The sequence below is a fragment of the Pantoea sp. NPDC088449 genome, from assembly GCF_044753225.1.
Lineage (GTDB): Bacteria > Pseudomonadota > Gammaproteobacteria > Enterobacterales > Enterobacteriaceae > Pantoea > Pantoea floridensis.
Genome location: NZ_JBIVMT010000001.1, coordinates 2,066,877 through 2,084,678, shown reverse-complemented (window position 1 = coordinate 2,084,678; position 17,802 = coordinate 2,066,877). Strand labels below are relative to the sequence as shown.

The 17,802-nt window shown below is 49.9% G+C and carries 29 protein-coding genes and 1 tRNA gene; 20 read left to right on the top strand and 10 right to left on the bottom strand.

Features of this window, described 5'->3' with window-relative positions; genetic code table 11:
* The first annotated feature begins 25 nt into the window (after window positions 1-25).
* Complete coding sequence (locus ACIP6T_RS09940; protein ID WP_400456710.1) at window positions 26-895, top strand: helix-turn-helix domain-containing protein; 870 nt, start codon at window positions 26-28, stop codon at window positions 893-895.
* A 134-nt stretch (window positions 896-1,029) separates the two neighbouring features.
* On the opposite strand, the gene ACIP6T_RS09935 is transcribed toward ACIP6T_RS09940, so the two are convergent.
* Window positions 1,030-1,104: transfer RNA gene (locus ACIP6T_RS09935), tRNA-Arg, on the bottom strand.
* Between the two features lie 195 nt (window positions 1,105-1,299).
* Here ACIP6T_RS09935 and ACIP6T_RS09930 point away from each other — a divergent pair.
* Window positions 1,300-2,469: a tyrosine-type recombinase/integrase gene (locus tag ACIP6T_RS09930; protein WP_400456708.1), complete on the top strand. Its 1,170-nt coding sequence runs from the start codon at window positions 1,300-1,302 to the stop codon at window positions 2,467-2,469.
* Here the strand turns inward: ACIP6T_RS09930 and ACIP6T_RS09925 are convergent.
* On the bottom strand, window positions 2,453-2,635 hold the full coding sequence (locus ACIP6T_RS09925; protein WP_400456706.1) for a helix-turn-helix transcriptional regulator: 183 nt from the start codon (window positions 2,633-2,635) through the stop codon (window positions 2,453-2,455). The two genes, ACIP6T_RS09930 and ACIP6T_RS09925, sit on opposite strands and share 17 nt — an antisense overlap.
* Window positions 2,636-2,684: 49 nt before the next feature.
* On the bottom strand, window positions 2,685-3,023 hold the full coding sequence (locus ACIP6T_RS09920) for a hypothetical protein (protein ID WP_400456704.1): 339 nt from the start codon (window positions 3,021-3,023) through the stop codon (window positions 2,685-2,687).
* Window positions 3,024-3,067: 44 nt separating this feature from the next.
* Here ACIP6T_RS09920 and ACIP6T_RS09915 point away from each other — a divergent pair, with 44 nt between their 5' ends.
* Entirely contained in the window at window positions 3,068-3,748 is a 681-nt protein-coding gene (locus ACIP6T_RS09915; RefSeq protein ID WP_400456702.1) for an SOS response-associated peptidase family protein, read from the top strand.
* On the opposite strand, the gene ACIP6T_RS09910 is transcribed toward ACIP6T_RS09915, so the two are convergent.
* From ACIP6T_RS09910 to ACIP6T_RS09890, 5 genes are read right to left on the bottom strand one after another with little or no spacing between them, the layout of a single operon-like run.
* The gene (locus tag ACIP6T_RS09910) at window positions 3,703-4,434 is read right to left on the bottom strand and encodes a hypothetical protein (protein ID WP_400456700.1); all 732 of its coding nucleotides are present in this window, start codon (window positions 4,432-4,434) and stop codon (window positions 3,703-3,705) included. The genes ACIP6T_RS09915 and ACIP6T_RS09910 overlap by 46 nt on opposite strands.
* Entirely contained in the window at window positions 4,427-4,651 is a 225-nt protein-coding gene (locus ACIP6T_RS09905) for a hypothetical protein (protein WP_400456698.1), read from the bottom strand. The genes ACIP6T_RS09910 and ACIP6T_RS09905 overlap by 8 nt, the downstream gene beginning before the upstream one ends.
* The gene (locus tag ACIP6T_RS09900) at window positions 4,651-5,280 is read right to left on the bottom strand and encodes a hypothetical protein (protein WP_400456696.1); all 630 of its coding nucleotides are present in this window, start codon (window positions 5,278-5,280) and stop codon (window positions 4,651-4,653) included. Before ACIP6T_RS09900 ends, ACIP6T_RS09905 begins: the two co-directional genes overlap by 1 nt.
* Window positions 5,277-5,720, bottom strand: a complete 444-nt coding sequence (locus tag ACIP6T_RS09895; protein ID WP_400456693.1) for a hypothetical protein — start codon at window positions 5,718-5,720, stop codon at window positions 5,277-5,279. Before ACIP6T_RS09895 ends, ACIP6T_RS09900 begins: the two co-directional genes overlap by 4 nt.
* An 11-nt stretch (window positions 5,721-5,731) precedes the next feature.
* Window positions 5,732-5,893 carry a DUF1317 family protein gene (locus ACIP6T_RS09890; RefSeq protein ID WP_400456691.1) on the bottom strand — a complete coding sequence of 54 codons (162 nt, stop codon included), beginning with the start codon at window positions 5,891-5,893 and terminating at the stop codon, window positions 5,732-5,734.
* 676 nt (window positions 5,894-6,569) lie between these two features.
* Between ACIP6T_RS09890 and ACIP6T_RS09885 the strand changes: the two genes are divergently transcribed.
* Entirely contained in the window at window positions 6,570-6,854 is a 285-nt protein-coding gene (locus tag ACIP6T_RS09885) for a hypothetical protein (RefSeq protein WP_400456689.1), read from the top strand.
* A 196-nt stretch (window positions 6,855-7,050) separates the two neighbouring features.
* On the opposite strand, the gene ACIP6T_RS09880 is transcribed toward ACIP6T_RS09885, so the two are convergent.
* Window positions 7,051-7,206 (bottom strand): hypothetical protein, encoded by a 156-nt coding sequence (locus ACIP6T_RS09880; protein WP_400457135.1) that lies wholly within the window; start codon window positions 7,204-7,206, stop codon window positions 7,051-7,053.
* A gap of 191 nt (window positions 7,207-7,397) precedes the next feature.
* Entirely contained in the window at window positions 7,398-8,084 is a 687-nt protein-coding gene (locus ACIP6T_RS09875; protein WP_400457116.1) for a LexA family protein, read from the bottom strand.
* Window positions 8,085-8,184: 100 nt separating this feature from the next.
* Here ACIP6T_RS09875 and ACIP6T_RS09870 point away from each other — a divergent pair, with 100 nt between their 5' ends.
* The 16 genes from ACIP6T_RS09870 (at window position 8,185) to ACIP6T_RS09795 (ending at window position 17,758) form a co-directional block, all read left to right on the top strand.
* Window positions 8,185-8,427 (top strand): Cro/Cl family transcriptional regulator, encoded by a 243-nt coding sequence (locus ACIP6T_RS09870; protein WP_400456687.1) that lies wholly within the window; start codon window positions 8,185-8,187, stop codon window positions 8,425-8,427.
* Window positions 8,428-8,452: 25 nt separating this feature from the next.
* Complete coding sequence (locus ACIP6T_RS09865) at window positions 8,453-8,986, top strand: YmfL family putative regulatory protein (RefSeq protein WP_400456686.1); 534 nt, start codon at window positions 8,453-8,455, stop codon at window positions 8,984-8,986.
* Between the two features lie 267 nt (window positions 8,987-9,253).
* Window positions 9,254-9,436, top strand: coding sequence for a DUF4222 domain-containing protein (locus ACIP6T_RS09860; protein ID WP_400456685.1), 183 nt, complete (start codon window positions 9,254-9,256; stop codon window positions 9,434-9,436).
* A complete protein-coding gene (locus ACIP6T_RS09855; protein ID WP_400456683.1) occupies window positions 9,426-10,304 on the top strand; it encodes a conserved phage C-terminal domain-containing protein in 879 nt (292 codons plus the stop codon). The genes ACIP6T_RS09860 and ACIP6T_RS09855 overlap by 11 nt, the downstream gene beginning before the upstream one ends.
* Window positions 10,305-10,306: 2 nt before the next feature.
* The gene (locus tag ACIP6T_RS09850) at window positions 10,307-10,717 is read left to right on the top strand and encodes a MarR family transcriptional regulator (protein ID WP_400456682.1); all 411 of its coding nucleotides are present in this window, start codon (window positions 10,307-10,309) and stop codon (window positions 10,715-10,717) included.
* The gene (locus tag ACIP6T_RS09845; RefSeq protein ID WP_400456680.1) at window positions 10,714-10,836 is read left to right on the top strand and encodes a hypothetical protein; all 123 of its coding nucleotides are present in this window, start codon (window positions 10,714-10,716) and stop codon (window positions 10,834-10,836) included. Before ACIP6T_RS09850 ends, ACIP6T_RS09845 begins: the two co-directional genes overlap by 4 nt.
* On the top strand, window positions 10,833-11,798 hold the full coding sequence (locus tag ACIP6T_RS09840) for a dATP/dGTP pyrophosphohydrolase domain-containing protein (RefSeq protein ID WP_400456678.1): 966 nt from the start codon (window positions 10,833-10,835) through the stop codon (window positions 11,796-11,798). Before ACIP6T_RS09845 ends, ACIP6T_RS09840 begins: the two co-directional genes overlap by 4 nt.
* Entirely contained in the window at window positions 11,798-12,424 is a 627-nt protein-coding gene (locus tag ACIP6T_RS09835) for an MT-A70 family methyltransferase (RefSeq protein WP_400456676.1), read from the top strand. Before ACIP6T_RS09840 ends, ACIP6T_RS09835 begins: the two co-directional genes overlap by 1 nt.
* A 55-nt stretch (window positions 12,425-12,479) precedes the next feature.
* Window positions 12,480-12,971 carry a hypothetical protein gene (locus ACIP6T_RS09830; protein ID WP_400456674.1) on the top strand — a complete coding sequence of 164 codons (492 nt, stop codon included), beginning with the start codon at window positions 12,480-12,482 and terminating at the stop codon, window positions 12,969-12,971.
* Window positions 12,972-13,193: 222 nt separating this feature from the next.
* Entirely contained in the window at window positions 13,194-13,559 is a 366-nt protein-coding gene (locus ACIP6T_RS09825; protein WP_400456672.1) for a RusA family crossover junction endodeoxyribonuclease, read from the top strand.
* The gene (locus ACIP6T_RS09820; RefSeq protein ID WP_400456670.1) at window positions 13,556-14,560 is read left to right on the top strand and encodes a DUF968 domain-containing protein; all 1,005 of its coding nucleotides are present in this window, start codon (window positions 13,556-13,558) and stop codon (window positions 14,558-14,560) included. The genes ACIP6T_RS09825 and ACIP6T_RS09820 overlap by 4 nt, the downstream gene beginning before the upstream one ends.
* 23 nt (window positions 14,561-14,583) lie before the next feature.
* Window positions 14,584-14,982: an antiterminator Q family protein gene (locus ACIP6T_RS09815; RefSeq protein WP_400456669.1), complete on the top strand. Its 399-nt coding sequence runs from the start codon at window positions 14,584-14,586 to the stop codon at window positions 14,980-14,982.
* Window positions 14,983-15,339: 357 nt separating this feature from the next.
* The gene (locus ACIP6T_RS09810) at window positions 15,340-15,693 is read left to right on the top strand and encodes a phage holin, lambda family (RefSeq protein WP_277977401.1); all 354 of its coding nucleotides are present in this window, start codon (window positions 15,340-15,342) and stop codon (window positions 15,691-15,693) included.
* Window positions 15,677-16,309: a glycoside hydrolase family 19 protein gene (locus ACIP6T_RS09805; protein WP_400456667.1), complete on the top strand. Its 633-nt coding sequence runs from the start codon at window positions 15,677-15,679 to the stop codon at window positions 16,307-16,309. The genes ACIP6T_RS09810 and ACIP6T_RS09805 overlap by 17 nt, the downstream gene beginning before the upstream one ends.
* Window positions 16,297-16,770, top strand: coding sequence for an Rz lytic protein (locus tag ACIP6T_RS09800; protein WP_400456665.1), 474 nt, complete (start codon window positions 16,297-16,299; stop codon window positions 16,768-16,770). The genes ACIP6T_RS09805 and ACIP6T_RS09800 overlap by 13 nt, the downstream gene beginning before the upstream one ends.
* 202 nt (window positions 16,771-16,972) lie before the next feature.
* The gene (locus tag ACIP6T_RS09795) at window positions 16,973-17,758 is read left to right on the top strand and encodes an Abi-alpha family protein (protein ID WP_400456664.1); all 786 of its coding nucleotides are present in this window, start codon (window positions 16,973-16,975) and stop codon (window positions 17,756-17,758) included.
* The last annotated feature ends 44 nt before the right edge of the window (window positions 17,759-17,802 follow it).

Sequence of the window (17,802 nt, the reverse complement as noted above, 5' to 3'; positions counted from 1 at the left end):
AATCAACTGCGAGCGATAGTGAACCATGGCCGATTATCAGACCTTTAACATGCTACAGCGGCATAAAGCGCAACTGCGCGATAGCGTACAGCTTTCGAGCGGTATCAAGCTGGCGGCATGGTTTAACAGCGGCGATCGCGTCACTAACCTCAGTAATCACCATACGCTGAGCCTGTATACCGCCGACGGCTATGAAACATGGCATAAAACTCAGCACGGCTGGCGCAACGGCGGTGGACCAGATCGCTTTTGCCTGATGCCCGGCGGCGTAGAATCGGTGTGGGATATCCGTGCCGATCTCTCCTTTGTTCATCTTTACTGTACCGATGAGCATCTCCACCATCTGGGTGAGCAAATTTGGGATCGCAGCCCATCACAACTCAATTTGCATGAAAAGGTATTTGCCGCTGATGATCGCATCACGCAGCTCTATCGTCACTTTCTGTTAAGCACCGACTGGCAGCAGCCAGCCAATCAGTTGATGCTGAGCAGTACCTCAACGTTATTGATGACGCATCTGTTACAGCGCTACAGTGATGTGCAGTGGCATACGCCGCAGGTGCGCGGTGGCCTCGCCCCTGCGGTACTGCGACGGATAATGGCTTATATCGACGCGCAGCTCGAACAACCTTTAACACTGGCGCAATTAGCCTCTGAGGCTGCGTTGAGTGAATACCATTTTGCCCGTATGTTCCGTAGTAGCGTCGGCGAAGCGCCGCATCAATACGTCATGCGTCGCCGCATGGATGCCGCTTTGCAGCTGCTGAAATTTAGCCGTCTACCGCTAACGGAAATCGCGTTGCGATGCGGTTTCCACTCATCAAGTCACTTCAGTAACCGCTTCCGTCAACTGCATGGCGTTACGCCTTCGGCATGGCGGCAAGATCAGGGCTAATAGGGCACTAAAAGCGATCGGCTTGAGGCGATTAACCAGCAAACAAAATGAGTTGTGGCGAGAATAATGAGCACGGATGGATGAACGCTTGCCGTAGCGAGAGGGCTGATTTAAGGGGGAGAACGGCAATTAACTGGTGTCCCCTGCAGGAATCGAACCTGCAACTAGCCCTTAGGAGGGGCTCGTTATATCCATTTAACTAAGGAGACCTTGTTTTCGTTACTTCTGATTTAACCGAAGTCGTTTCTATACTACCGTAAAACATCAGTTTTTAACAACCGTTACAGTTTTAACTGTGTGAGTTTGTTTCGCTTGATTCTTAATCATATCAGGTTCGTTCACTTGCCTTTGAGTACACATTGAGTACAGAATGCAATGAATCGGTGTGTACAGGAAATAAATAAGTGGCGCTAAGCGATACCAAACTTCGAAGCATAAACGGTAAGCCATATGGTGGCCCGGCAGAAGTCACTGACGGCGATGGCCTGAGCGCCCGGATCACCCCAACCGGAACAATAGCTTTTCAGTTTCGCTTTCGCTGGAACGGTAAGCCCGTTCGCCTGACTGTTGGTCGCTATCCCACCACGACTCTCAAAGATGCACGCGTGATTGTCGGCGAGATGCGCGGATTGTACACGAAGGGCATCCACCCTAAAACCTACTTTGCCAGCAGCAAGGGTGAGTTAACTATCAAAGATTGCCTTGATGAGTGGTGGGATAAGTATGTAGAAGGGCTCAAACCCAACACCAAAATTCTGTACAAGTCAGTTGTGTACAACACCATGTACACAGAATTCGAAGACATGCCGGTTGCAAACATTCCGGTATCGCAGTGGGTTTTATTCTTTGATAAGCAGGAGAAGCTTAATAAGAAAAAGGCGAGGGTGCTACTGCTGCAGCTCCGTTCTGTTATCAACTGGTGTATCAGCCGCCAGCTCATTCCATCCTGCGAGCTCACTAAGCTTAGCGTGAAGAACATCGGTAAAAAACCTGATGTTGGTGATCGCGTCCTGACCTATACCGAACTGGCTAAGATATGGCTAGCGCTGGAAAACAGCAAAATCACTACCTCTAATCGTGTTCTTCACCAGTTGCTTTTGCTCTGGGGCGCGCGCCTTTCTGAACTTCGCCTGGCGAACGCTGCAGAATTCAACATGAGCGACTTCATCTGGACGACCCCGGCAATACATTCGAAGATGGGTAACGTGATACGCAGACCAATATTTGAACAGGTTAAGCCTTACATTGATCGGCTGCTTGCCACTGGTAACGACGTGCTTTTTCCTGGACAGGAACTGGATAAGGCAATAGACAGGTCTTCGTCAAATCTCTACATGAAGAAGCTGCGAAGTGGAATAGAGATACCAGAATGGCGCACACACGACTTCAGGCGATCACTGGTTACCAATCTCTCCAGTGAAGGAGTAATGCCGCATGTTACCGAAAAGATGTTGGGGCATGAGTTGGGCGGGGTGATGGCAGTTTACAATAAACATGACTGGCTTGAGGATCAGCGTAAAGCTTATGAACTCTACGCTGATAAAATCTTTTGGCATGTTAAACAGCTCGGTTAATACCACCTGACTCAATCCACCTCTGAACTGCTTTTCGGCTATAGCGTGCCGGATGGGTCAGGACAGGTGAGGGGAAGCCGTGGCACTTACGCAAACGCCATAGAGCTGTACGCGCCTTGCCAATTTCCTGCATAACTTCCTGCTCGCTCATAAAATCAGTATTCATTTTTCCTCCACGCTCACCCGCTGCAACGGGTTAATTTAACCGTGACATGTCACAGCATTAATTTGGTTTCATGCCAGCCGCGATTAGCCCAACATGCTGCTTCGCCTTTGCATGGGCAATCCCTAACCGGCAATCGATCACCACACTTACCGCACTTACGCTTGCTGATTATCCGAAATCTCGAACGCACACGCGCATCATCCTGGCGAATCAGCAGCGCGATATACTCAGCTGCATCATAGGGTTCGCGACCGGGGCGACGAGCGGCGCAGTTGTGCGCCAGCATCGCTAATTCCTGACTATCCAGAACCAGCTCCAGTTTCTGTTCACCGGCAGCGGCCTGACGTGCCCGCTGCGCTGCTTTGCGCTCAGCTGCTGTCATGCTCATCGTTATGCTTCCTTATCTGCACTATGCTTAGGCAGGAGGTACATATGTGTGGACGATTTGCGCAGTACAGCAGCAGAGACGAGTATTTTGAATCGTTCGGCCTCAAGGCTGACGAAATCCAATATGACCCGGAACCAATAGGGCGCTTTAACGTTGCCCCCGGCACAAAGGTGCTTCTGCTTAACGAACGCGATGATGAGTTTCATCTCGACCCGGTTATTTGGGGCTACGGTCCCGAATGGTGGGATAAGCAGCCGCTGATTAATGCTCGCGGCGAAACTGCCGCGACCGGTCGTATGTTCAAACCCCTGTGGAATCATGGTCGCGCCATCGTTCCGGCTGATGGTTGGTTTGAGTGGGAGAAGGATGGCGATAAAAAGCAGCCTTACTTCATCTACCATAAGAAAAACCAGCCACTTTTCTTCGCTGCTATTGGCAAAGCTCCCTACGATAAAGATCACGGACACGAAGGCTTTGTCATCGTGACGGCTGCAAGTAACAAAGGCATGGTCGATATTCATGACCGGCGACCGCTGGTGCTGACAGGCGATGCTGTCCGGGAGTGGCTCAGCGCTGACACCACACCCGAACGCGCGCAGGAAATCGCGCATGATGCGGCGTTGCCTGAAAAAGACTTCACCTGGCATCCAGTTTCCAGAAAGGTAGGCAATATTCATAATCAGGGCTCCGAGCTGGTGGAAGAGATAGACGATCCAATTGTGTGATTAGCCACGCGCTTAAACTCAATGACCCACACCCACGGGTTAGCCTGCCAGCTGTCAGCGCCATAAATGGATTGCCAGACATGATGGAAGTGCTCATGTGGCGTGGCGCTGTACATGTAGCCGGGGATAGAGTCGTGCCCGCCATTACACCCTTCAGCAAGCGCATCACTCTCGGTCATGCTATTTAGCCGCTCCACACGAACGCCGGTAATCTCAAGCGTTATGCGGGAAGCCCAGCGCGGCATGTGGATGGATGGCGTCCATCTACCTTCTGTGCCGTTAATCAGGTCTGGGTACCAGTTTGCAAACCAATACTTTTCAAGGTTCGGATCGTCCTCTTCACCTTCATCTTCATTGAGGTCTCGGACTTCACCATCTGCGCGGTATGCCACAGCTGGACAGCCTTCATGATTCACATCGGCCCACGTCTCACGCACCCACAGGCGATCACCTACTGCACCGAATGGGCATGAGAACAAAGCTGAGCGTGTATGGACTCCAGTAGCATTCGACTCGGCCCAGTGGTATTTACCAATATCGCCGCGTTTAGTTGAATCAGTGATGCGCAATAAGCCGAACTGGTGTGATTCCGGCTGCACCTTCATGATCCGGCGTGTCTGCACCTTCCTGCCTTCCATAACTGCACGAACCATTTCGCTGTTAAAGTGGATTCCACGTTCACACATGGCGCACCGCCTTTTCTTCTAACGCCCAAGCGTTAGCTAATGCTTGCGTTACTTGATAGAAATCATGCTTAACCACTACCTCAGAAAGCGTTCCATCAGTGCCCACGGTTTCAATTTTTGTGAAATTACCTCCGTTAGCGAAATCAGCGCTGAACTGAGTCACAGCGTTAGTTTCAATGACGGTCTCTCCATTAAGAGTGAACATTTTTAGTTTCATCACTCACCATCCTTAGTCATGGCAGAACGCGCAGCATAAAAATCTGACTTCTGCTCGTCGTTAAGTAAGTCGTCGGAAATGATGGCGGCATACTCGCTCCCGCACCAAGAGATAGGCTCGCTTTCGCGAATGGCTTTATTCAGAGCCTCTGCAGCCAACCAAATGGCCTCGGGAATATCATGATGATCACCGCCATCGGGGATGATGTCTTCGAAGTGGTCATTCATATCGATTTCGCGTGGATAATTTGGCGTGCAGATTAATAACTTCAATTCTGAAGGAAGCACGTTGTTTTCCAAGCAGTGATCAACCAAAGATTCAGCGTCGAAGAAATAAGTATCATCATCAAAAATCACCAGAGGCTCACCGGCCCATACCTTTCTCTCAAGACCGATGAATTTCTCTTGTCGGCTTGCTTCCCAGCATTTCTCGCAGTAGCCATTGCTGGCACGAATACCATGGTCGGGATTTTTATCGCAAATGCGATGCGTACTGCCGCAGTAGCGAGCCATATGCTCATCTTGGCCCCAGAACCTGCCACTCCTATCGACCCATCCAGTTAAGGTTTGAATGCTCGCCGCTTCATCTGACTCATACATGACAACAACTGGTTTTGTTTGAATTTTCATGAAACCACCTTCAGCGTTACCGGACGTGAGCGGAGTAAATCCATTTCCAGCTGCGAAATGATATTCACCGCGTGAGAGATACCAGGCTGGTGGTTATTGCCCAGCGTCGATACAGCCCGGCGAGCTTCACCAAACGCTTCACAGCGCAAAGTACGAATCCACTGATCGGATGCTGGTGTTGCGAGCGCAACATTCATGTCATCAATAAGATTCAGGTGTTCACCAGTGCTCTGAAGCGCTCTGATTGCATCCGGTAGCACGCTGTTCATGCGCAACACTTCAGCAGCCATCAGGTTGCCACGAACGTTTGCAACGTCCAGGCGTGAAGCAAGGTCGCTTACCAGTTTTGCAATCTCCAGTAGCGGCGTGTCAGCCCCGATGGATTTAGCAAACAGATGGGAGGCAGCAACCACTTCTTTGTTTGATTTTTGGTTAATCATGCTGGTGGCCCTCAGTGAACGGTACGGCTTGCGCTGTTAAGGCGCTCGGCAGCTGCCTGCGCTGCAATCGGATTAGTAATCACTGAGCCGTCCGGCATAATCCAGCCGGCTAAAATGATGCTGTAGGGCAGGGTGACGATGCCCACGGTTATATGGTCTTTAGGATGCTGCATACTTCCTCCACGCTTTTTGGTTGCGGGAATCCCTTGCCATTGCTGGCAATAAATCATTGAGGGATTCATTTAATTGGCTGACAGGTTCTGCAAAACCTGTAGCCTCGTTACTCCACGTTGAAAGGTATTGCGGTGCCGGGTGCCTCCCGGAGCTCTGGCTGAACTGGCAAGAACCAGAGCGGGTTTAGACTTTGAGCCTCAACCGATCGCGTAATCGTTTGGGCCAGTTCACCACACTCGCACTTGGTGCCATCACCACAATGGTTGAGAGCTTTACAGTTCCCGGCCCGGCTGAGGATGAACCAAACGATTCCGGGGGTTAAAGCTCTCACCATTGTGTGCCGGTTACCCCATCCGGCGCAGGCACTGATGGTCAATTAAGACTGAACCAGCCTGCGGATTTAAGTTGTGGTGGCCGGTGCTCCTCGCCGTTCACGCGCGCTGGTTTAGCCACCGCTCAAGGCGGGTTTGTTATCCAGCGGCTTCAGCCGACAGCATGACTACTCGCTAATCACACCCATGCTTTCGCATTCACCACAACGTTGAGAGCACTTAGCGCTCTAGTGGCGCGCCAGAGTACGCCCACCAAATGCTCTCATCGTTGTGTGCCTGTCTTTTCACCACATCAGGCTCGGTGGTATGCTGCCCATTCCTACACAGGCAATTAGAGAATCTTATGGATAACAATGGACTTCAGGCTCAAATTAACGCATTAAATTTCGACATTGATAGACTTAAGGCCGCGCACAAGCAGTATGACGCCAACTTCGCAAACCTAACGGTAAGAACAGAAATCACCGTCAGCCTAATCGCTGCGCTAATTAATTCTGGCCTTATTGACAAAGAAAAGGCTTGTGAATTCGTTAAAGCAGCACCTCTAAATCTTCCTGGACACGAGGAAGCGGTCGAGGGAGCGAAGCAAACAATCATTAAGATTCTTTCGTCAGCGAAGTCTGCTTGATAACCGATACATCAATGACAACCGATCCGTTTTGAATCACGAACGGCTTGGTCTTACTGTCTCTTAAGCGTCCACTTGCGGCGCTTTTTGATTTCTTGGCCATCAATAAACTCGCTAAAAAGTGGCGGTTACCCGGACGAACACTATCTTCCCTCTCCTACAAAGGTTGAAAGCCCCGAAGAAACCGCCCAAACACTCAAAACACAGCCTTGTATTGCACATCCACTTCACTGCATTCGAACGTCATTACACCGGTATCTGCATCACAGATGAGTTCGGCATCAGGGAAGAGTTTCAGGAAGGTGATCAAGTCACTTAAGCTGGTGTCGGCCATTTGCTTAATCATCTTCACTTCAAGTACCTCACGTATACATCCGATGGCCTAAATATACTTATGAGTATATTGAGTGTAAATACTTAAAGGTAAATAATTTGTACGCGTGGGTATATGATTATGAATGTGAAGGGAATTTATTTATTTGTGGTGTTTTACGTGCATAAAAAACCCGGTAAATACCGGGTTAGAAGAGGTATGTTGAGTGCTCAGGGAAGGTTGGTGACTTTAGCATCCACAACTACACCTATTATGCGACAATTGCCGTTAATTTCCGTCATTGGATATTGAGGATTCAAGGGCTTGAGAAATTTACGACCCGCATCTATTACAAGCTTCTTAAAGGTGGCTTCGTTCTCGCTATCTAGCTTTGCAACAACGAGTTTTCCATTTCGTGCTTCAACCTCTGGATCGATCAGAATAGCCATTCCTTCTGGAATACTCAGCCCAGCCGGGGCTGTCATCGAATCGCCTTTAACATCTAGCCAAAATGAACTTTCTGAACAGTCAACTGTTGTTTCATACCAACGGTCAACGCTTTTTCGGTGATATGGTTCTACGGCTTCCATCCATTGCCCTGCGCTTACCCAGCTTATTACAGGAAAGTTTCCCTTAGGCTCATTAGGGCCCTTGTAGGCCACATTTGAATCTTTCGTATTAGCTAAGCCATCTAACCAACCCCGACTCAACCCTAACGCATCTTCTATCTGGCGTGCAGACTGCTCGCCAATATTGCGTTTATTTGCCTTCCCTGATGGATAAAGCATACGAGATACGACAGTCGCATCTAGGCCTGCAGCCTCTGCAAACTTTCTTTGAGTTTCATATCCATCAATAAGCTCTTGAAGCTTTTGTCTACGGATTTCGAAGATGTCATGACTTGGTTCAGTTTTCATACCCGAATGATACGAAAAAGTACCTGAAGGTAAATGACTCTCAGGTATTGAATTGAGTATACTTGTAGGTATACTGATTTCATCAACCACAGGAGGCTTCATGGAAACGTTAAGAACGTATCTGAATGGCCTTGCGTTGGGTAAGCAACGGGACTTCGCTGCGACTTGCGAAACTTCACTTGAATACCTCCGTAAGGCTATTAGCAAGGGGCAAAAGTTAGGCCCAGCTTTATCAGTTCTCATCGAAATTAATTCAGACGGGGCGGTAAGCAGAAAGGACCTTCATCCCAATGATTGGATGAAAATCTGGCCCGAACTTGATTCTAAAGCGACTGCCGCTTAGCGGTAACTACAACAGGGAAATTGAAATGGTAGACACCATCAACACGGCAGTTCGGCTTATGTGCAAAGCACACCCACACGGTCGTTTGGGTATGGCTGATGACATGGGCATGACTATCGATCAGTTCCATAACCATCTTTACCGCAAGTGCGGCAGCCGCTTCTTCTCGATGGATGAGTTGCAGCAGATGGAAGACATATCAGGTAGCACTTACCTGGCTGAGTACTTCGCCAACCGTAAAGGCTTAACGCTGGTGGACATCTCTTCAGTGCAGCACGTGGATAAGGTTGATTTGTTCGACATTGAAATGCAGTCCAACGCTGCTGCTGGTGAGTTAGCGATAGCTAAGCGCGAGGCAGCTGCTGACGGAATCATCGACAAAAAAGAGCTTAAAACGCTTACCGGTTTATTCCATCAGAAGATGCGCCATCAGATGCATGGTTTTTTTGGCTTCCTCGCTCTTTATGGCGTGGGTGTTTCAGATCACAACGTGGATTTGTTCATGGTTAATCGTAAGGCGGAAGTAGCCGGAATGCAGATTCAGGCAACGGAGGTGTGAAGTGAGTAGAGCAGAAAAGTTGAACGCCCCAGTTTGCAGACCGGAGCGTTCGGCATCGTCAAATCAACTTGCGTGGAGAAGTAACGACATGAACAGCATAAATCAAATAAGACCTTCAGTGCAATTTCGCTGCCGCGTGGAGGCTGGTCAGTTGCGGTATGAGCAAATATTACGCGTCGCTGGTGGGTCAAACAACTACCAGTCAGCGGAGCCGGTGGTAGTGCAAAACGCATGGAATGATTTCTATCGTAAACCGGAGGCTACCCAGTGCGAGAACTTGACCGATGGTTCAGAGATCGTCGCGGTATACCCGTTCGGGTTATCCGCTGGGAGCCAGAATCAGGCCGGGTCATCTACCTCAGAGACAATTACGAACATGGTGAGTGCTTCTGTCCTCTACACCAGTTCCAGCGCGATTTTCGGGAAATAGAGGCACCACATGAGCGTTAAATTATCTGCATACGTCTGGGACGGTTGCGCCGCAGCGGGAATGAAGATCACCAGCGTTGCCATCATGGCGCGTCTTGCTGACTTTTCCAGCGACGAGGGCGTTTGCTGGCCCTCAATTGCCACCATTGCCCGCCAGATCGGCGCAGGTGCCAGCACGGTGCGTACGGCTATTGCAACTCTTGAGCAAGAGGGCTGGCTGACCCGAACCGAACGCCGAAACGGCAATCGCAATGCCTCGAACCTGTATCAACTCAATGTCAAAAAGATGCGCGAAGCTGCCATGTTTCACCTGACAGAATCTGATGCATCAAAATCTGACACGTCAAATTCTGACACATCAAAATCTGGTGCATCAGTTTCTGACGCATCGATATCTGGTGCACCAGAATCCAGCATGAAATGCGGTTTTCACCCTCCAGAATCTGGCGACGATCCGTCATTAAATTCAAAACATGATCCATCAGTAAAAACACTTAGTCAGGTTTCTGCGAAACCCGACAGCAGGATTGATTCAAATCGGCTGGCTATTAACGTTCTCGAACACCTGAATCGTGCAGCTGGTACTCGCTACCAGAAAGCCAGTTCATCGCTTGGCCCTATTCGTGGACGACTCGCGGAAGATTTTACTGCCGATGATTTGATCCTGACCGTTGATTACATGGTCGCGAAGTGGGGTAGCGACGCTCAGATGAGTGATTACCTGCGACCATCAACGCTGTTTCGTCAGAGTAAGTTCCCTGGCTACCTGAAATCGGCTGGCAACTGGGAGAAGGCTGGCCGGCCTCCGTGTGTCGGTGGTCAATGGAAGCGCGATGTGATGCACGTTCCAAGCGCTGATTATCCAATTCCTGATGGCTTCCGGGGGTAACGATGAACACTGAAACGCTGATTCTTACGCACCTGATTACTCACGAAGGCAAGACACCGGCTCAAATATCTCAAGCCATTGGTAGAACCAGAAGCACGGTGAGCTTCACCCTGCAAAGGCTTGCAGCGACTGGTGAGGTATGGCGAGACGAGTACACCCGTTATTTCACATCTGTCCCTAATGCTGCTGAGGATGCATCGTTCGTGGAGTTGAGCGACAAGGCGTACCGGTACCAGGACAAAAACTGGTGGAACAAGGCGGCAGATACCTGGTTGCGTGCATTCGACTGCACGAAGAATCCTGGACTGCGTGAAAAGGCCATCACTTGCCGTAAGTACTGCATCAGCATGGCTAACTGGCGGCTGCCAAAGCCTGAGCCTGACTTCCCAGAGAAGGCGAGGAGAAAGCGATGAAATCGGCCATCAAAGCGCACTACTGGCGCAACGAAGATTACTACCGTGGCATCCGTCTGGCTGCCCTGATGATTACCGGTTTAGTTATTGCCCTCGTATGGGAGTTGAAAACAGCATGAGCAATTTGCTTCAGGTTTACAAAAACAAAGACAACAACGAAACCGACATCACGGTACGTAAAACTTACCTGCTGGGTGTTAGTGAGCTGTATATCGAACCTGGTTACAACGTTCGCGACATCAATCAGGTTCACGTCGAAGAATTCCGCGATGCTTACATTGCCGGCGAGCACGTCCCGCCACTGACCGTACAGGTAACAGAGCAGGGCGTGAAGATTATCGACGGTCACCACCGCTGGCATGGCGCGAAGCTGGCACAGGAAGCAGGCCACGAAATCCGCCTGGAGTGCAAAGACTTCACAGGCAGCGAAGCTGATCGTATTGCGTTCATGGTAACGAGCAGTCAGGGCCGCGCACTGGAGCCACTGGAACGCGCAGCAGCTTACCAGCGCATGAGCAATCAGGGATGGGAGCCAGCTGAAATCGCGAAGAAGGTTAAGCGCTCCGTTGCAGATGTCGATCAGCACCTCGCATTGCTGGCTAGCGGTGATGAGCTGATTGGCATGGTGAAGCGTAACGAGGTCGCCGCCACTACAGCCGTTGCACTCTCCCGCGAACATGGAGCCAAAGCCGGGACTATTGCAGCTGAGGGGCTGGCAAAAGCCAAGGCCAGTGGCAAGAAGAAACTGACCCGCTCCGCAGCAATCGCCAACCCAGCACAGGTACGCGAAGCCATTCGCAAAAAACACGCCGCATGGTCACAGCAAACCTTCGGTGATGTCGGTCCGATTGGCCCACTGAAACACCTAGCCAAAGAAGCGATGGAAGCAGCCGAAGCCGTAGACGACCTGTCCGAATGGGCTGACCTCCAGTTCCTGCTGTGGGATGCAATGCGCCGCGCTGGCATCACCGACGATGAACTCAACACAGCCATGGATATCAAGCTGGCAGTGAACATGTCCCGCAAATGGCCTGAGCCGAAAGATGGCGAGCCGCGTGAGCACATCAAGGAGGGCGCGTAATGCCATACCAACTCATCTACGCCGATCCTCCATGGCCTTACAACAACAGCATCAGCAATGGTGCTGCAACTGACCACTATCAGACCATGACAATGGCTGACCTTAAGCGCCTGCCAGTATGGGATTTAGGTACTGAAAATTCGGTACTGGCTATGTGGTACACCGGCACCCATAACCAAGAGGCCCGCGAACTGGCTGAAGCGTGGGGATTCCGGGTGCGCACCATGAAGGGTTTCACGTGGGTGAAGCTGAACCAGCGTGCCGAAGAGCGCTTCAACCGCGCGCTGACCGAACAGACCATTCACGACTTCACCGATCTGCTGGACATGCTGAACGCAGAGACCCGCATGAACGGCGGCAACCACACCCGAAGCAACACAGAGGATGTGCTGATAGCTACTCGCGGCACTGGTCTGGAACGCTGCAGCGCATCGGTTAAGCAGGTTGTGTATTCATGCCTGGGCGAACACAGCGCTAAGCCGTGGGAAGTAAGAAATCGTCTGGAGAAACTTTATGGTGACGTTTCACGCATTGAGTTATTTGCGCGTACCGCCGCCGAGGGCTGGGATTGCTGGGGCAACCAGTGTGACAGCAGCGTGCAACTGATCGCTGGGAGGGTCGCATGATCGATCACCATCCCCACAAAGGTGGCACGAACAAATCCAAGGGTGGGTTCTGATTATGGCTAAATCAGTAAAGCAAGTTTTGCTTGAAGCTTTGCAGGGTGACAAGGCAAACCTTCAATTTCTGCATGAGTGCATGAGCAACATTAAGCAGCGACGTAACCCGGCATGCTCAGAGATTTCATTTCTGACTGATGCCATTAATCCAGGAAACGTTGCACGTCATGATGGAATGGTTGGCTATGTACTTTGGATTGACCGCGAAACGCTGCGGAAAATAGAAAATGAGCCGCCAGAACTGGAGCAGCAGGAATCCCCAACGGACACCTACCGGCAGATTGAAAATGATGGCTGGATTGAGTGGAAGGGTGGGCAGTGCCCTGTGAAAGATGGTGCAATTGTCGATGTTCGCCTTCGTAGCGGTCAGGCCAAGTTTTTCTGTGCATCGGAAGCATTAATATGGGCCAACGGAAACTATGTTCGGGATGAAATGGACTGCGACATCATCGCCTATCGGGTGATTGAGAATGATGGGAGGGAAGGATGTTGAAAGAAGAGTTAGAGCGAAAGAAATTTGAAGCTTGGATTATGTCCATGCCACATGTAGAACAGGATGATATTTCGCGAAAGGGAAGCGGTGAATACCTTCACCATCGGACGCAATCCTGCTGGGAATCATGGATCCGTGCGATAAGTAAGGAGTCATGATGAGCCAGTTCACCAACCATCAAACCAGCGGCGATGATTGCCGTGAAAGTGGTGAGGGGGCTGAATGAAGTTAACCCTGCCATTCCCTCCAACATTAAACACCTACTGGCGACACACGCCAAAGGGAGTATTAATCAGCGCCTCCGGGCGCTCTTTCCGATCCAATGCTATTGCGGCGGTATACCAGCAACTGAAGCGCCGCCCAAAGCCGATTACAGTGAATGTTGTTGTGACTGTGATCCTTTACCCGCCAGACAAGCGCCAGCGCGATTTGGACAACTATCTGAAAGCCGCATTCGATAGCCTGACACATGCTGGCGTATGGGTGGATGACAAGCAGATTCAGCGGTTGATAGTCGAATGGGGTCCAATTACGAAGGGTGGCAAATCAGAGGTGACGATCAGTGAATATCAGGCGGTGGCCGCATGAGGGCAATACTCACACCTGACGTAGCTATCAACACCGGTATTGTGCTGCTTAAGCCGGGTCGCGATCTGATACCAATGTTCCGTGAACGCGTACTGGTCTGCACAATGCCGCGTGACATGTCACACCTTCCATCGGGCTTAATCAACGACAGCAGCCAGCCATTACTGGATGACCCACCGCTTAAAGCTTTCTTCGCTGACGAAAAGGTGATCGTAGCTGCTGGTGGATGGGAAAACCATGATGCATGGGTGCAAAAAATTAGCGCCTGTCAGTATCCTGAAAAAGATTCCTACCACCATCAGCATTACACTACTCTGCGGACTGATTTTGGCTCACTTTGCCTGTGTTATGCCTGTGATAATTACTGTCGCTCAAATGGCATGCCTGGTATCCTGGAAAACGTCGCAGCAAGCAATCTGGCGCGGTGGGTAATCGAATCGGCATGCCTTCAGATGGGTTTGGGCGCGGATCACCGAATGACGTTACCTGAGCTGTGCTGGTGGGCATGCTTAAAGGGAGTAATCGACCTGATACCAGAATCACACGCCCGCAGCGTTCTGCGTATGCCTAAGCCAGTTGTTGATACCGGGCCAATGCCGGAAGCGGTGATCACTCCAGCGCGGTCGGCGCAGGAGATGATTCTAGAATCGGCCGAGGTGGTGAAGCAGGTTCTGACAATCAGCATCGACCCGGAGTCGCCACAGTCATACATGGCGCGACCAAAGCGCATCAGATATATCAATGAGAAGTACACGCGGTGGGTCAAGGCGCAACCATGCGCCTGTTGCGGAAAGCTAGCAGATGACCCGCACCATATTATCGGACACGGACAAGGGGGGATGGGAACAAAGGCGCATGATTTATTTGTGATACCGCTTTGCAGAGCGCATCACGATGAACTGCACCGTGATCCAAAAGTATTCGAAGAGAAATACGGCAGTCAGGTAGTGCTGCTGTTCAGATTCCTCGATCACTCGATTGCAGTCGGCGTGATCGGGTAAATTAAAAGCGTGGAGGATAACAAATGCGTGATATTCAATTAGTACTTGAGCGCTGGGGCGCTTGGGTATCCAGCAACAAAGAGCAAGTTTACTGGTCATCTATTGCGGCCGGTTTCAGCGGTTTAATTCCTTCAAAAGTAAAATCCCGCCAGTCATGTTGCGATGATGACGCAATGCTGCTGTGCAGCTGTATAGCCAAATTAAATAAGAACAATGAAGACCTGCACGATTTGCTCTTCGATTACTACGTATTTGGAAAAACCTTTATGGAGCTGGCGAGAAAGCACCAATGCTCTGATGGCCATATTGGGAAAAAGCTTCAGAAAGCGGAGGGCGTGGTAGATGGCATGTTGATGATGCTGGATATACCCCTGCAGATGGACCGTTATGTTCAGCGAGAAGATTTTAGAGCAAGTGCATAAAAAGTATTTACGTACGTAAAAAGCCTGATAATCTGATAAGGCTCGTTACTACGCAGTACTTCTTATTCTTCAAGACTCAGTTGCAAAATCTGTGAGTGACATAAACGCCCGAAGCTTCACCAGCTATCGGGCGTTTTTATTTGCACGTAATAATTAACCCTGTGGCTGACGGGCCAGGAAACTATCGCGTAATGCGTCAGGGTTCATATTTAAGAGGGTCGCCATAGAGCGGCCTTCTTTCGTTTTTGCGCCCGCCAATCACTGTTATCCGAAACTTTCACGCCGTGGCGGTGCGCAATTTTTATTTAAAGACTACCGACGGCACCGACCTGTTATTGGGAGGTGAGGATGAAACGTATGCCAGAACGTGATCCGGGCTTCTGGGCAAGCCTGCTTGCCTGGCTATATGCCCACAAAAACGAATCGGGTTATGCCGGTTTAGCCGGTGTGATGGCGATTCTACGGGCGACATATTTTGGCCGTGACACATGGCCGCGCCGATTGCTTGATGCAGCTATGTGCAGCGTGTTTGCGTTTTTTCTTCAGCCGACACTACAGGTTATGGGCTCTGTCTTTAACTGGAACTTCAGCGATGACCTGACGCGAGTGGTTGCCGTGTTTCTTGGCTTTCTTGGCGTTGACTGGTTCTCAACAAAACTTCGTCGCTTCATCGATAAACGATTAGGGGATGGCAATGCTGACACCCAGTAATTTCCAGCGCGCTACCGGCGTATCTGATGCGCTGCGCGACAAGTGGTTTCCCCGCATCGCTGCCAGCATGAATTCATTTGGCATCACTACCGCGTTGCGTCAGGCGCACTTTCTGGCGCAGGTGGGGCATGAGTCAGCCGGTTTCACGAAAGTGGAAGAGGGCCTGGACTACAGCGAGAATGCGCTCCTTGCCATGTTTGGCAAGCGCATCACAGCGGCACAGGCAAAAGCCTATGGACGCAACGCTGAGCATTCCGCCAATCAGAAGATGATCGCCAACATCATTTACGCTAACCGCAATGGCAATGGTGACGTTGCTTCTGGTGATGGGTACCGCTATCGCGGTCGTGGGATTATTCAGATTACCGGCAAGGCAAACTACGCAGCCCTGTCTGGTCAACTCAGTGCTGACGTGGTGGCAAACCCCGACCTGCTGACTGAAAACCTTCAGGCGGCGATGTCAGCAGCAGCATGGTGGAAGAATCACGGCTTAAACGAACTGGCAGACCTTGATGATGTTACCCGCATCACCAAAGTCATTAACGGTGGTACTAACGGTCTGGAAGACAGGAAATCCCGCTTATTAAAAGCTAAGGGGATTCTATGTTCAACGTAATCGGCATTATCCGAAACTATTCGCACGTATTTTTCATTGCTCTTATCTGCATCTGTCTTTGGGGACTGAATGCCCGTAACTCACAGCTGACTGCTACTAACGAGCGGCTGGAACAACTGGCAAACAGTAAAGACAGCCAGATAAACGATCTGCGCTCAAAGAACGACGACTTAGCCGCCAGCGTCAATGATCTGGTAAAGGCTGTTAACAAGCAAAACGCGGTGATGAGTCAGGTTGCAGAACAACGCGCGGTGACGGCACAGCAGAACAGGAAATTACAGAATGAGATTAAGCGCTATCTGGAAGCGGATAAAAGCGCTGCTGCTCCTGTCGATAGTCGCGCTGTTGAGCGGTTGCGGGACGCGGCAAAGTCAGCAAGTGGAATACCGGACAATCAGCCAGCCACGGTTAAACCTGCCAGCGGAACTGACAAGCCCATTACAGGCACCGGCTCCCGGTGACTCCATGAACTATGGCGAATCAGTAGAGCTGAACATTTCGCTTTATGGCGTGATTGAGCAGTGCAACATCGATAGGGCGGCAATTGTGAAAATACAAACACATTAACTCTCATGGTAGTTATCATGATTAGAATCATCATATAAACTCAATGGATGGTCATATTTCAGTGTTATAGTTCTCGTAATTCTTGAGGGGGCTATAATGGACAAAGAGACACTTGATCTAATTCAATCAATACCTAAGGATGTTTGGCTTCAACTATATAATGATGCTCCAAAGCCCATGCTTCGGCAGTTTGGCAAACTAGGAGAAGACTTAGCCAAAACACTAAGGCTTATCACTTTCCCGGTTCAGTGTACTGCTTTCATACAAGATAGAATTGACGAGGGCTTTAAGCGTGCAATCCAAAAAGTTCCAGAAGAAAGGAGAGTTACTCCTCCTGAAGGATTAATTTTAGATATTGCTGATAAATTAAAACATCATGATAGCGAGACTCTGGTAGGAAAACTCTATGTCGAGCTATTGTCTGCATCTATGGACCGAGAAAGAAATAATCAAGCTCATCCGGCTTTCCTGCCAATTATCGGACAGCTATCCTCAGATGAGGCTCTATTCCTTCTTCGCCTCTCAAAGAAAAAGCCTTCGCTTTATATAAAACATATGCTTACTTGGGACCTTGTTACTAAAGAGGAAAGAGAATTATTGCTGGAAGGGAAAAGTTTTCCATTTTACGATGAGGAAAAAAACCTTCTTGATATGACACTTCATCCTGAGGAATATTTCTACCCAAATAATTTCTATATTTACATTGAGCATCTTAACGAGCTAGGGCTGCTGGAGTACACCAACGAAGCTACTTCTGAAGATTGGAAAAGATGGGCAGAAATAAAGAGTATTAAATACGACATGTGGTGTATACAGCTAACTAAGTTTGGGGAGCTTTTCTTTAAGTGTTGCACAGATGCTCTGGTCAGTTTAGACAAGTGAGTTTGAAATTTATGAAGCCGCCTAAGGGCGGTTTTTTATTGGAG